The organism is Vibrio rhodolitus (genome assembly GCF_003350325.1).
Taxonomy (GTDB): Bacteria; Pseudomonadota; Gammaproteobacteria; order Enterobacterales; family Vibrionaceae; genus Vibrio; species Vibrio rhodolitus.
Genome location: NZ_QLYZ01000012.1, coordinates 1 through 13,546, shown reverse-complemented (window position 1 = coordinate 13,546; position 13,546 = coordinate 1). Strand labels below are relative to the sequence as shown.

Annotated in this window: 12 protein-coding genes and 1 pseudogene; 2 read left to right on the top strand and 11 right to left on the bottom strand. The window is 45.1% G+C overall.

The window, feature by feature from the left end; all coding sequences use genetic code 11:
- Positions 1–2: 2 nt before the first annotated feature.
- The 5 genes from lnt to miaB all read right to left on the bottom strand — a co-directional run bounded on the left by lnt (position 3) and on the right by miaB (position 5,598).
- A complete protein-coding gene (gene lnt, locus DPF93_RS12245; protein ID WP_114766444.1) occupies positions 3–1,517 on the bottom strand; it encodes an apolipoprotein N-acyltransferase in 1,515 nt (504 codons plus the stop codon).
- A gap of 29 nt (positions 1,518–1,546) precedes the next feature.
- Entirely contained in the window at positions 1,547–2,446 is a 900-nt protein-coding gene (gene corC / locus DPF93_RS12240) for a CNNM family magnesium/cobalt transport protein CorC (protein ID WP_114766443.1), read from the bottom strand.
- 98 nt (positions 2,447–2,544) lie between these two features.
- Positions 2,545–3,009: an rRNA maturation RNase YbeY gene (gene ybeY / locus DPF93_RS12235; protein WP_114766442.1), complete on the bottom strand. Its 465-nt coding sequence runs from the start codon at positions 3,007–3,009 to the stop codon at positions 2,545–2,547.
- Complete coding sequence (locus tag DPF93_RS12230) at positions 3,009–4,103, bottom strand: PhoH family protein (protein WP_114766441.1); 1,095 nt, start codon at positions 4,101–4,103, stop codon at positions 3,009–3,011. The genes ybeY and DPF93_RS12230 overlap by 1 nt, the downstream gene beginning before the upstream one ends.
- 70 nt (positions 4,104–4,173) lie before the next feature.
- The gene (gene miaB, locus DPF93_RS12225; RefSeq protein WP_114766440.1) at positions 4,174–5,598 is read right to left on the bottom strand and encodes a tRNA (N6-isopentenyl adenosine(37)-C2)-methylthiotransferase MiaB; all 1,425 of its coding nucleotides are present in this window, start codon (positions 5,596–5,598) and stop codon (positions 4,174–4,176) included.
- A gap of 292 nt (positions 5,599–5,890) precedes the next feature.
- On the opposite strand from miaB, the gene DPF93_RS12220 reads away from it, so the two are divergent.
- On the top strand, positions 5,891–7,039 hold the full coding sequence (locus DPF93_RS12220; RefSeq protein WP_114766439.1) for a 2-octaprenyl-3-methyl-6-methoxy-1,4-benzoquinol hydroxylase: 1,149 nt from the start codon (positions 5,891–5,893) through the stop codon (positions 7,037–7,039).
- Positions 7,040–7,106: 67 nt separating this feature from the next.
- Here the strand turns inward: DPF93_RS12220 and crr are convergent, their stop codons facing one another.
- The 5 genes from crr to cysZ form a co-directional block, all read right to left on the bottom strand.
- Positions 7,107–7,616 carry a PTS glucose transporter subunit IIA gene (gene crr, locus DPF93_RS12215; RefSeq protein WP_075651122.1) on the bottom strand — a complete coding sequence of 170 codons (510 nt, stop codon included), beginning with the start codon at positions 7,614–7,616 and terminating at the stop codon, positions 7,107–7,109.
- Between the two features lie 206 nt (positions 7,617–7,822).
- Positions 7,823–9,547, bottom strand: a complete 1,725-nt coding sequence (gene ptsI, locus DPF93_RS12210) for a phosphoenolpyruvate-protein phosphotransferase PtsI (RefSeq protein WP_114766438.1) — start codon at positions 9,545–9,547, stop codon at positions 7,823–7,825.
- A 136-nt stretch (positions 9,548–9,683) separates the two neighbouring features.
- A complete protein-coding gene (locus DPF93_RS12205; RefSeq protein ID WP_005593570.1) occupies positions 9,684–9,941 on the bottom strand; it encodes an HPr family phosphocarrier protein in 258 nt (85 codons plus the stop codon).
- A gap of 301 nt (positions 9,942–10,242) precedes the next feature.
- Positions 10,243–11,211, bottom strand: coding sequence for a cysteine synthase A (gene cysK, locus DPF93_RS12200; RefSeq protein WP_114766437.1), 969 nt, complete (start codon positions 11,209–11,211; stop codon positions 10,243–10,245).
- Between the two features lie 214 nt (positions 11,212–11,425).
- Complete coding sequence (cysZ, locus tag DPF93_RS12195) at positions 11,426–12,163, bottom strand: sulfate transporter CysZ (RefSeq protein ID WP_114766436.1); 738 nt, start codon at positions 12,161–12,163, stop codon at positions 11,426–11,428.
- A 203-nt stretch (positions 12,164–12,366) separates the two neighbouring features.
- Here cysZ and zipA point away from each other — a divergent pair, with 203 nt between their 5' ends.
- A complete protein-coding gene (gene zipA, locus DPF93_RS12190) occupies positions 12,367–13,281 on the top strand; it encodes a cell division protein ZipA (RefSeq protein WP_114766435.1) in 915 nt (304 codons plus the stop codon).
- Positions 13,282–13,325: 44 nt separating this feature from the next.
- Here zipA and DPF93_RS12185 read toward each other — a convergent pair.
- Positions 13,326–13,532: pseudogene (locus DPF93_RS12185) on the bottom strand (integrase core domain-containing protein); the annotation flags it as partial.
- Positions 13,533–13,546 lie beyond the last annotated feature (14 nt).

Genomic DNA, 13,546 nt, shown 5'->3' with positions numbered 1-13,546 from the left:
ATTTATGCTGACTTTCTCATTCGCCATGTCAGCAGTAGACAAAATGCAACCCAAAGATACAGAGGCCAACTGCCTACACCGTGATAAGGCGTTTGTCCGACGGTCGATGTCACTTGTGTGCGTAGCACGCCAGTTTCAAATTGCGGTAACTGTGCGGTGATCTTGCCTTTAAAGTCGGTGACTGCGGTAACTCCATTGTTGGTAGAGCGAATGACAGGCTTACCAAACTCCAGCGCTCGCATGCGGGCAATCTCCATATGTTGCAGCGGTCCGATAGAGCGTCCAAACCAAGCATCATTAGACAGTGTTAAAATAAAGTCTGTCTCATCGGTAATATTTTCACGCACCTGCTCACCAAAAATGATCTCGTAGCACAGTGCTGGCGCGAGCTGCTTGCCATTGGCATCGATATTACTCTGGATGAAATCTCCTCGGCTAAATGATGACATCGGCAAATTGAAGAAGGGGGCGATTGGACGCAAGATATCTTCAAATGGCACAAATTCACCAAATGGCAGCAGGTGATGCTTATGGTAGCGTTTATCGAGATCGTAGTGGTAATCACCATAAGAGGTCGCGCCAAGAGAAAGAATACTATTGTAAAAACGGCGTTGCTCATCTTGGTTGACGATACCGGTGATCACGGCACTATTTTGCGCTTTGGCATTGCTGTCAAGATTGCTTAGAAATGAGCTTATCTCAAACTCAAACGCAGGCACTGCTGCTTCTGGCCAAATGATAATATCGGCATCCCAGTTTTGGCGCGTGAGATCGATGTATTTCATAATGGTCGGCCAGCGCTGACTTGGTACCCACTTAAGCGCTTGTTCAATATTGCCTTGCACCAGTGCAACCTTAGTGGTGCTTTCTGGGTTGAGTTGTACCCAGTTGATATTTCTTAAGCCAAAGCCGGTTGCAAGGATAACAGCTGGAACAATTAAGGTTAGCCAGTGTTTATTGACCAGCGCATAGCTTATCGCAGCAGCGCTGAGCACAACCAGCATAGTCACTAGTTCGACACCGCCAATTGGCGCAAAGCTTGCCAGAGGTGAGTCTATTTGGCTGTATCCAAGCCAAAGCCATGGAAAGCCTGTCATAACCCAGCCGCGCAGCCAGTCACATATTAGCCACAGAGCCGGGGCGAGAATAAAAAAGCGGGTGCGATTGTTTTGCGGGGCAAAGCGATTGAGTAGCCCGGAAAAAAGGGCAGAGTAGATCGCGAGGTAGCCAACCAAGAGCGTCATTAAAAACACACTGGCTATTTTTGGCATGCCGCCGAAGTTGTCGATGCTGACATGCACCCAACTGATGCCGGTTGCAAACTGACCGAGTCCCCACGCGTAACCAATCCAAGCGGCTTGTTTTGCCGATTGACGGTGAATTAAACACAGCAGTGCAGCGACACTGACAAAGGTCAGTGGCCAAATTTGATAAGGTGCAAATGCGAACGTTGTTAGAGCGCCAACAAAAGCGGCCCCTAGGGGCCGCTTGAGGCGATGAACTAGATTACTAATCATCGTATATTCTTATTGAGAAGAATGGTGGATTATTCTTCGATCGGTTGAGTGAACTGCTCTTCATCTGGCACAGTAACTTGCAGTTGTACAACGCGGCGGTTGTCTGCAGCAGTTACTTTGAAGCTGTAGCCTTCGATCTCTACAACTTCGCCACGAGTAGGGAGATGACCAAATGTAGTCATAACCAAACCACCCACCGTATCCACTTCTTCATCACTGAACGAAGTCCCGAAGGTTTCGTTGAACTCTTCAATAGTGGTTAGGGCTTTGACAGCAAAAGTGTGCTTGCTTAGCTTGCGGATATCCAGTTCTTCTTCATCGTCGAACTCATCTTCGATGTCACCAACGATCTCTTCCAAGATATCTTCAATGGTTACAAGACCTGATACGCCACCAAATTCATCCACAACGATCGCCATATGGTAGCGCTCTTCACGGAATTCTTTGAGTAGGCGGTCTACACGCTTGCTTTCAGGAACAACAACAGCAGGGCGGATCACTTGTTCAATGTCGAACTCTGAGCTGTTTGAACCAAGGTACTTAAGTAGGTCCTTCGCTAGCAGAATGCCTTCCACATGGTCTTTGTCTTCGCTGATCACAGGGTAGCGAGAGTGTTGAGCGTCAGTAATTAATGCCACTAGTGCATCTAGATTATCTGTGCGTTCAACTGTAACCATTTGCGAACGCGGGATCATAATGTCGCGCACACGCATTTCGGCGATTTCCATAACACCCTCAAGCATGTCGCGAGTGTCGTGGTCAATCAGGTCATTTACTTCTGAGTCGCGAATTACATCGACAAGCTCTTGGCGATCTTTTGGTTCACCTTGAAATAATTGACCTAGGCGTTCAAAGAAGGACTTTCTACTCGGACCTTCAGATTTTTCTTTCTTACCTTCTACAGATGAGGGCGAATTGTCTTCGTTCATTGTGTCTCATTACAATAACGCTATCAGAAGTGTGATAGCACACATGGGATACAAAGCTCTTAATGTCTCTGGCTTTGTATGCCGCCAAGTAACCTAAGTTACTCTTTTTCAGCAATATATGGGTCTTCAAATCCCATCTTTTGCATAATTTCTGTCTCGAGCGACTCCATCTCTTCAGCTTCGTCGTCTTCGATATGATCATAACCTAGCAGATGCAAGCTGCCATGTACAACCATATGAGCCCAATGTGCTAATAAAGGCTTATCTTGCTCAATCGCTTCTTGCTCAACGACTTGGCGGCAGATGATTAAATCGCCAAGTAAATTGATTTCAATCCCCGGAGGTGCCTCAAAAGGGAAAGAAAGCACATTGGTCGGCTTATCTTTACCGCGATACTCGAGATTTAGCTGGTGGCTCTCTTGTTCATCAACAATACGCACCGTCACTTCCGCTTCCTTTTGGAATAGCGCAATAGCATTGCTTAGCCATGAGTGAATTTCATCGAAACTAGGCAGACCGCTTTCATTTTCGACTGCCAATTGTAGATCGAGTTCGATTGTCATTACTCTTTGTTCTCCGGTGCTGAAGTGAGTTCAGCTTTCTGTGCTTCGAGGAGTTTCGCCTCGCGTTCTTCGCGGCGGCGCTTTTCAAACTCTTTACGCTCTTTTTGATCTTGTGCTTCCCACTTCTCATACGCATTGACGATGCGCGCAACCACAGGGTGGCGTACCACATCATCAGATTGGAAGAAGTTAAAGCTGATCTCATCAACTTCATTCAGTACTTCAACCGCATGGCGCAGACCTGATTTTGCTCCGCGTGGTAAGTCAATCTGGGTTACGTCACCGGTAATCACGGCGCGCGAGTTAAAGCCGATACGCGTGAGGAACATTTTCATCTGTTCTACCGTGGTGTTTTGGCTCTCATCGAGAATGATAAAGGCATCGTTAAGTGTTCGACCACGCATGTAAGCCAGTGGCGCGACTTCAATCACGTTGCGTTCAATCAACTTCTCAACGCGCTCAAAACCGAGCATTTCAAACAGCGCATCGTAAAGTGGGCGTAAATAAGGGTCGACTTTCTGACTTAAATCACCCGGTAAGAAACCAAGTTTTTCACCCGCTTCTACCGCTGGACGAGTCAGTAGAATACGACGAATTTCTTGACGCTCAAGCGCATCAACCGCAGCTGCTACCGCAAGGTAAGTTTTACCAGTACCCGCAGGACCAATACCAAAGGTGATATCGTGAGTAACCATATTCACCAAGTATTGAGCTTGGTTTGGCGTGCGCGGCTTGATTACACCTTTTTTGGTTTTTACGAACACTTCTTTGCCGTGTTCAAACTCGGCTTGAGCATCTTGCTCAAGAACGCCCGTTTCTTTGATCGCAAGATGGATCTCTTCCGGTTCAATATCCGGAATGTCACCACGAACAGGGGCGGTGTTAACGTAAAGGGTTTTAATAATTTCAAGCGCAGCGGCAGAGGTATGTGGTTTACCCACGATAGTGAAGAAGTTGCCTCGGTAGCTGATTTCGACACCTAAGCGGCGCTCTAAGTGCTTGATATTGTCATCGAATGGACCGCACAGGCTTGCTAAACGGCGGTTGTCGGCAGGTTCTAGATTGATTTCTAGAGTTACGATTTTATTGCTCAAAGTTACCTCTCATTGTTGCCATACAATGGAGAGCTGATAACGACCAGCTCTCCGATGGCTTTATACGAGCTTATGGCGTAAAGGTTGCAACACCTAGCTCGTCTTCGCGACGCGTTTTCGCCATCATTTGCGTTGGTGAAATTACGCTACGAAGATCCATATCTTTTTCTGTGCGCACTAGCTCACCACGGAGTGAGTTAGCAAATACGTCAACAATCTTAACATCAACGAACTGACCAATTAGGTCTGCACTGCCTTCAAAGTTAACCACACGGTTATTTTCAGTACGTGCACGAAGCTCCATTAGGTTTTTCTTCGATGGACCTTCAACCAGTACGCGTTGCTCTGTGCCTAGCATTAGGCGAGAGTAGCGCATTGCTTGTGCGTTGATGGTTTGTTGCAGTTCGTATAGACGCTCTTTCTTCACATCTTCAGCTAGATCACATGGGTAATCAGCCGCAGGTGTACCTGGACGAGGCGAGAAGATAAAGCTGAAGCTCATATCAAAATCAACGTCTTTGATAAGCTTCATTGTGTCTTGGAAATCTTTATCTGTTTCACCTGGGAAACCAACGATAAAGTCTGAACTGATTTGGATATCAGGGCGTGCTTTACGCAGTTTACGGATGATAGATTTGTACTCGATTGCCGTGTGAGGACGCTTCATCATGGTTAGTACGCGGTCACTACCACTTTGTACTGGCAGGTGTAGGAAGCTCACAAGCTCTGGTGTGTCTTCGTACACAGCGATGATGTCGTCAGTGAACTCAAGTGGGTGGCTAGTGGTAAAGCGAATACGGTCGATACCATCGATAGATGCCACAAGGCGCAGCAGTTCAGCGAATGAACAAATATCGCCTTCGTGTGTTGGACCACGGTATGCGTTTACGTTTTGACCCAGTAGGTTTACTTCACGTACGCCTTGCTCTGCAAGTTGCGCGATCTCGTAAAGTACGTCATCCATTGGGCGGCTAACTTCTTCACCACGAGTGTATGGTACTACGCAGTAAGTACAGTATTTAGAACAGCCCTCCATGATTGAAACGAATGCTGTTGCACCTTCAGCGCGCGGCTCTGGTAGGCGGTCAAACTTTTCAATTTCAGGGAATGAGATATCCATAACAGGCGCTTCATTGGTTTGCGACTGTTTAATCATCTCTGGAAGACGGTGTAGCGTTTGTGGACCGAAGATAACGTCAACAAATGGGGCGCGTTCACGGATGTGATCACCTTCTTGAGTCGCTACACAGCCACCCACGCCGATTACCACACCGGCTTTTTTATCTTTAAGTGTTTTCCAACGGCCAAGTTGGTGGAACACTTTTTCCTGTGCTTTTTCACGGATCGAACAGGTATTAAGTAGAAGTACATCTGCTTCATCAGGGTCTTCTGTTAGCTCATAGCCATTTGCAGCATTAAGCAGGTCGGCCATTTTCGATGAATCGTATTCGTTCATCTGGCAGCCCCAAGTTTTAATTAGCAGTTTCTTACTCATCTCACTTTCGCTCGTGTTAAATCTTAAAATTGGCTGAACTACTTTTATCGCTATAGTTCAAATTATATACCCAAGTAACCATAATTTAGCACTTGAGCGTGCCGCCTTCTCGGCGGTAAGCGGCGTATTGTACTGCTTTAAAAAGCACCTGACTAGTGTTGTGGTAAAATCAGTCAAAGCCCGAATATATAAGGGCTTTGCCCCTTATGTGGATAAGGTTTTTAGTTACATTTTCGTAATCAATACGTACAATGAAAATTCACCCACAAATCAAGATGATGACGTGTAAAAAATGAACAAATTCGATATTGCTGTGATCGGTGGTGGCATGGTCGGTGCTGCTGTTGCACTGGGTTTTGCTAAGCAAGGCAGACAGGTTGTAATGATTGAGGGGCAGGCACCAAAGGCTTACTCGGCGGAACAACCAATGGATATTCGTGTTTCGGCAATCTCACATCACTCGGTACAAATTCTCGAAGAGCTTGGCGCATGGCAAGCGATTCAAGCCACTCGTGTGTGCCCGTATCGTCGTCTGGAAACTTGGGAGCACCCTGAGTGCCGTACTCGCTTTCATTCTGATGAGTTGGGTCTTGAACAACTGGGTTACATTATCGAGAACCGATTAATTCAACTTGGTTTATGGGCACAGTTTGAACAATACCCGAATCTTACCGTGATTTGCCCTGATGCGTTGGCTTCACTTGAATTTGCTGAGAGCGTTGAGATTGAATTGTCTTCAGGGGCGAAAATTTCTGCTGAGTGGGTGATTGGGGCGGATGGAGCTAATTCGCAAGTGCGTCAGCAAGCAGGTATCGGAATTACTGCGTGGGATTATCGTCAGCATTGTATGTTGATCAATGTGGCGACTGAACTTGAGCAGCAAGATATTACTTGGCAGCAGTTTAACCCTACTGGACCGCGTTCATTTTTACCGCTGTGTGGTCAGCAAGGTTCATTGGTGTGGTATGACTCACCAAAGCGTATTAAGCAGCTAAGCGCGATGTCGAACGAGCAAATACGCGAAGAAATCTTACTTAATTTCCCTGCTGAGCTTGGAGATATTACGGTTCTTCAGCATGGTAGCTTTCCACTGACTCGTCGTCATGCTCAGCAATACGTGAAAAATCGCTGCATTCTAGTGGGGGATTCTGCCCATACGATTAACCCACTTGCTGGTCAAGGTGTGAACCTAGGCTTTAAAGATGTCGATGCGCTATTAAAAGTTACGCAAGGTGAATCATTAACCGCTGAGTTGTTAGCCGGTTATGAACGTAAGCGCCGCGGTGATAACCTTTTGATGCAATCGGGAATGGATGTGTTCTATAAAGGCTTTAGCAATGATGTCGCGCCACTGAAACTGCTGCGCAACGCGGCACTTAAACTTGCCGATAAAACAGGACCGTTAAAACAGCAAGTGCTGAAATACGCGCTTGGCTTGTAAGGTTTGATTGCTCTAGATACAAAAAACGCTGCCATTGGCAGCGTTTTTTCGTTTAGCTAAGTAATAATTACTTAGTTACACGTAGAACTGGAGTTTCACCAACAGTTACTGCACCAGAAAGCTTGTTCAGCTCTTTGATTTCGTCCATGTTAGAGATAACAACAGGAGTTAGAGTAGACTTAGCTTTCTCTTCTAGAAGTGCTAGATCGAACTCAATGATAGTGTCACCAGCTTTAACTGTTTGACCTTCTTCAGCGATACGCTTGAAGCCTTCGCCTTTTAGTTCAACAGTGTCGATACCGAAGTGAACGAATAGCTCAACGCCGTCGTCAGATTCGATAGAGAACGCGTGGTTAGTTTCGAAGATCTTACCGATAGTGCCGTTTACAGGAGCTACCATCTTGTCGCCTGCTGGTTTGATAGCGATACCGTCACCAACGATTTTCTCAGCGAAAACTACATCTGGCACATCTTCGATGTTAACGATTTCACCAGATAGAGGTGCGATGATCTCGATTGCACCAACATCAGCGCTGTCATCAGATACTAGCTTCTTAAGTTTGTCAAACAGACCCATTGTGTCATGCTCCTAACGTTTAGTTTTATTCTTTCGCAATATAGTATACCAATCTAGTCGAATAGACGAATGATTTTAGCGCCACAAAACGCCAACAAATATGCGATGACTTGGTGATGAATAGGTTAAGAATAGACCATTCTCAACCTACTGTTTCTCCGTTATCGCAATCTATAGCGACCGTTCAACTAGATTAGCTATGCAGATTATTTAGATTTTTCTGCAATGAATTTTTCTACAACTGCTTCGATTTCTGCTGCTGTTGGTAGAGAAAGTGCTTCTTCTGCCATTGCTTTAACTTCAGCGAAGTTAGAGTTACGGATTACTTTCTTAACCTTAGGAATTGAGATGCCGCTCATTGAGAACTCATCTAGACCCATACCTAGTAGTAGCAATGTAGCACGCTCGTCGCCTGCTAGCTCACCACACATACCAGTCCATTTACCTTCAGCGTGAGAAGCATCAATCACTTGTTTGATCACAGTTAGTACTGCTGGTGATAGTGGGTTGTATAGGTGAGAAATCATCTCGTTACCACGGTCTACCGCTAGCGTGTACTGAGTTAGGTCGTTAGTACCGATTGAGAAGAACGCCACTTCTTTTGCAAGGTGGTGTGCGATTGCAGCAGCTGCTGGAGTCTCAACCATTACGCCGATTTCGATTTCTTCATCGAAAGCATGACCTTCAGCGCGAAGCTCTGCTTTGTACTCTTCGATAGCTTTCTTAAGCTCACGAATTTCTTCAACAGAGATGATCATTGGGAACATGATACGTAGTTTGCCGTGTGCAGATGCACGTAGGATACCACGTAGTTGGTCACGTAGGATTTCACGACGATCCAAGCTGATACGTACTGCACGCCAGCCTAGGAACGGGTTCATCTCTTTTGGTAGATCCATGTATGGTAGATCTTTGTCACCGCCGATATCCATAGTACGGATGATTACCGCTTGACCTTCCATTGCTTCAGCAACTTCTTTGTAAGCTTGGTATTGCTCTTCTTCAGTTGGAAGTGCAGTACGGTCCATAAATAGGAATTCAGTACGGTACAGACCAACACCTTCACCGCCGTTACGGATGATACCGTCACAGTCTTTCACTGTACCGATGTTACCGCAAACTTCTACACGGTGACCGTCTAGAGTTTCTGCGTGTAGGTCTTTAAGTTGAGCTAGCTCTTCTTTTTCAGCAAGGAATGCCGCTTTAACCGCTTTTGCTTCTGCTAGCTCTTCTTCTGATGGATTGATAACAATTTTGTTGTTCATCGCATCAAGAATTAGCATGTCGCCGTTCTTCACTTGTTTAGTGATGTCGTTAGTACCAACGATTGCTGGTAGTTCAAGAGAACGAGCCATGATTGAAGTGTGAGAAGTACGACCGCCGATGTCACAAGCGAAGCCTAGAACGTAGTCTAGGTTGATTTGTGCAGTTTCAGATGGAGTTAGGTCGTAAGCTACTAGGATAACTTCTTGGTCGATATCGCTTAGAGAAACAATATTGATGCCTAGTGCATTTTTAACGAAACGAGAACCGATATCGCGGATGTCAGTTGCGCGTTCTTTTAGGTATTCGTCGTCTAGAGATTCTAGTGCACATGCCTGCTCTTCGATCACAGTGTGAATTGCGTTATCAGCAGACAGTTTGTCGTTCTTGATCAGTGCTAGGATTTCTTCTTCTAGCTCTTCGTCTTCAAGAAGCATGATGTGACCTTCAAAGATCGCTTCTTTTTCTTCACCGAAGGTTTCAAGTGCTTTTTGCTTGATAGTTTCAAGCTGAGCTGATGACTTGTTACGAGCGTCAAAGAAACGCTGAACTTCTGCTTCTACTTGATCGTCTGAGATTGTGTTTGTATTTAGGACAATTTCATCTTCTTGAAGTAGTAGTGCTTTACCAATAGCAATACCCGGAGATGCTAGGATGCCTGAAATCATAGCCTTACCTTAAAATGGTCAACTTTAAACTGGAGAAAATTTGATGTGCTAACGTTAATGTTTAGCTTATGTTAGGGCCTATTTCCAACAAAGCCATTCTGTTTACACAAAATGGCTTTGAAAATAGGATACCGGATTAGTGTAGCTGATCCATTAGAGCAACTAGGTGGTCAACAGCTTGTTGAGCTTGTGGACCTTCAGCAGAAATTTTAACTACTGTGCCTTTAACTAGACCTAGAGTTTGTAGTTTGAAAAGGCTTTTCGCGCTAGCGCTCTTGCCGTTTGAAGTCACAGTGATGTCAGCATCAAAAGCTTTAGCTTCTTTAACGAACTGCGCAGCAGGACGAGTGTGAAGACCGTTTTCTGCAGTGATTTCAACTTGCTTCTCGTACATTTTGTATACCCCAATTAATTTATATTTTAGATAGTATTTTAACCAAACTTAGCTTAGCGACTTCTCTTAGAGTGTTCCATTAAACAGACTAATGAAATTCATCAAAGCTGACTTTGGTTACAAATTTCTGTAGCAATGATTGTAACTTTTAACACAATCACCACCACTTAGATACTGTTTTGGCAATATTATTTTGAAGCCAAAAATAAAACATTGCTGATATTACCAAAGGTGTGTTTAGGATCAACAAAAAAGCCCCTGAATGGGGCTTTTTTAGACGAAAAATTGATTTGGATACGTATTACTGTTGGTTCTCTTTTTCAGTAAAGATGCCTGCAAATAGCGCCGTACTTAGGTAACGCTCACCAGAGCTTGGCAGAACGACTACAATTGTTTTTCCTGTAAATTCAGGTAGTTCTGCGATTCTATTGGCTGCCACTACAGCTGCGCCAGAAGAAATGCCGGCTAGGATACCTTCTTCTTCCATTAGGCGTTGAGCCATCGCAATCGCTTCGTCGGAAGTCACCGCTTCAACACGGTCTAGTAGCTCTAGATCGAGGTTGCCAGGGATAAATCCAGCACCGATACCTTGGATTTTGTGCGGCGCAGGCTGAATTGCATCATCGGCCAGTGCTTGGGCAATAACAGGAGACTCAGCTGGCTCAACCGCAACTGAAGTGATTGCTTTACCTTTTTCACCTTTGATGTAACGGCTTGTCCCAGTGATAGTGCCACCAGTACCCACACCAGCAACTAACACATCGATTGCGCCATCTGTTGCTTCCCAAATTTCTGGACCTGTGGTTTTTTCGTGAATTTCAGGGTTCGCTGGGTTGTCAAACTGCTGAAGCAGTAGGTACTTATCTGGGTTGCTTGCGACAATTTCTTCTGCTTTAGCAATCGCGCCTTTCATACCTTTAGCCGCTTCAGTGAGCTCTAGGTTAGCACCAAGTGCTTTAAGTAGTTTACGTCGCTCAAGGCTCATTGACTCAGGCATGGTTAGCGTTAGCTTGTAGCCGCGCGCTGCTGCAACAAATGCTAGAGCAATACCAGTGTTACCACTGGTTGGCTCAACCAGTTCAACGCCTGGTTTAAGTTTGCCTTGTTTTTCTGCATCCCAAATCATGTTCGCGCCAATACGACATTTAACACTAAAGCTTGGGTTACGAGCTTCAACTTTCGCGAGTACGTTACCTTTCGCCACTTTATTTAAGCGAACTAGGGGAGTGTTACCGATAGTTTGTGAATTGTCTTCGTAGATTTTGCTCATTGTCTGGTCCTTCATAAGATGGCTATTTGCTCGTCTGTCAGATTCTGACCGCGCAAACATTGATTAAGTAAGTGGGTTTAAGATTAGGGCTTTTCGAAAAATGAGAGAAGGATTAAAAAGTTATATCTTATTTAAAATGCCGAGTGAAAGCCTCTAAGCTTGGTTTGAAAAGAGGGTGCGCCGAGTTTTACTCTTTGCAGCCCTTCTCGTTGTTCTACTTCTTAAATTCGTTGACCCACATAGAGGTCGCCCCGCAGACCGCTACCGGCATGACGATCAAATTGAGGATCGGGATAGTAGTAAATAGACTGACTAGAGCTCCAAAGCCGTACGCTTTACCTTGTTTTTGTTTCAAACTGTAACGCATATCATTAAAGCTGACTTTATGGTTATCAAATGGATAGTCACAGTACTGAATGGCAAGAATCCAGGCAGTAAAAATAAACCACAATACCGGCCCCAATGTTTGCCCTAATGCCGGAATAAGTAATAGTAGAAATAGACCGATGGCTTTAGGTAAAACGTAAACCAGTTTTCGCCACTCACGAGCTAAGATCCTCGGTGTGTCTTTAACCACGCTCATAATTCCGTCTTCATTTACCTTTTGTCCAGTGAGGTGTTCTTCGACTTTTTCAGCCAGTAAACCGTTAAAAGGCGCTGCAATGAAGTTGGCAAGCGTGCTAAAGAAATAAGAAAAGGTGGCTAAAATGGTCAATACGAGTAGTGGCCATAGGAGGTAGCTGAGCCAAGAAAGAAACTCAGGCAGTTGTCCCACCCACTGAGTAATCCAACTATCTAGGTGAGAAAACAGATAAAACAGTGCGCCACCGACCAAAATAATATTTGCCATTAGCGGCATAATAACAAAGCGTCGAATGCCTGGACTTAATGCCAGTTCGATACCGTGGAAGAAGTAGCCGAAGCCAGAACGTGATGTTGTGTAATTTGTCATAAGAGCTTTATTTGAGTAGAAAACGACCTTTTTCTATCTTAACAAGAAAAGAAGCGTGTCCAAAATCACAAGATTGTGGGAACTTCTCACATTAATTTGTTCTAAAACCTAGGATAACTTTGGTAAAGTTATAAGCAAACAGGTTTAATCAACTTGGCTGTGAGCCCACAGAGTGTTTGCCGCTAAGCAAATGAGAGCAAAAAATGCAGGAATTGCGATTCGTACTTATCGTGGTTGGCGCGTTAGCCATCGCCGCGTTGTTATTCCACGGTCTATGGACGAGTAAAAAAGAAGGCAAGTCAAAATTTGGAGACAAGCCATTAGGGAAGCTTGATGCGGAAGCCGACGAGATCTCTGACCGCAGCTCAGAGCGTGGCTTTGCTCCGGAAGATGATTTTGAGATTATCCGTAAAGAGCGCAAAGAGCCTGAATTGGCAACGGACTCATTTGCTCCAGATCCACTGATTAGCGATTCTCTAGTGGCGGACCCGTTAACTGGCGATTTGCCTGAATCGGCGTCAAATCGTGAGCTAACGCCTGAGATTAAAGAGATTGTCGAAGATGTGCCGCCTATGTCTGCTTTGGTAGTGGATGAAGTTGAACCTGCACCGGTAATCACGGAAATAGAGCAAGATATCAAACCTGAGAGCGCCCCAGAAGCAGCACCGTTGACTAGCGAAGAACCTGCAGAGCCAGAGTTGGAAGTTATCGTGCTGAATGTGCATTGCGCAGGTGAAGAGGCATTTGTTGGTACTAAGCTCTTCGATAGCATGCAGCAGCATGATTTGCTTTATGGTGAAATGGATATTTTCCATCGTCATACCGATTTGTCCGGTACAGGTAAAGTGTTGTTCAGTGTCGCTAATATGATGCAACCCGGTACTCTCAAGCATGATGATCCTGCTGAGTTTAGTACAAAAGGTATTTCGTTCTTTATGACACTACCTTGCTATGGCGATGAAGAGCAGAACTTCAAGTTAATGCTTAAAACGGCGCAGCAAATTGCGGACGATCTTGGTGGTCATGTCTTAGATGATGCACGCAACCTACTCACACCCACCCGACTGGATAAATACAAAGCGCAGGTGAAGGAGTTTAAGGCTCGCCAAGCTAGCTAAGCTTCAAATTGTGACCCGTCCTGATATGGGTTGACACTTTTTAGTTAAAACGCTCGGTGTACTTCATCGGGCGTTTTGTATTTTAGCGCTGTATGAGGCCTCATCTGATTATAGATTTCTACTGACTCAGCGACCATTTTTCTTGCTTGAGCTACATCTTTAGGCTTTCGCAAGAGATATTCCATTTTCAAAATGCCGTTCACCCTCTCTGCCAACGCATTCTGGTAGCAGTCATACCCATCCGTCATTGAAATCCGTCATTGAA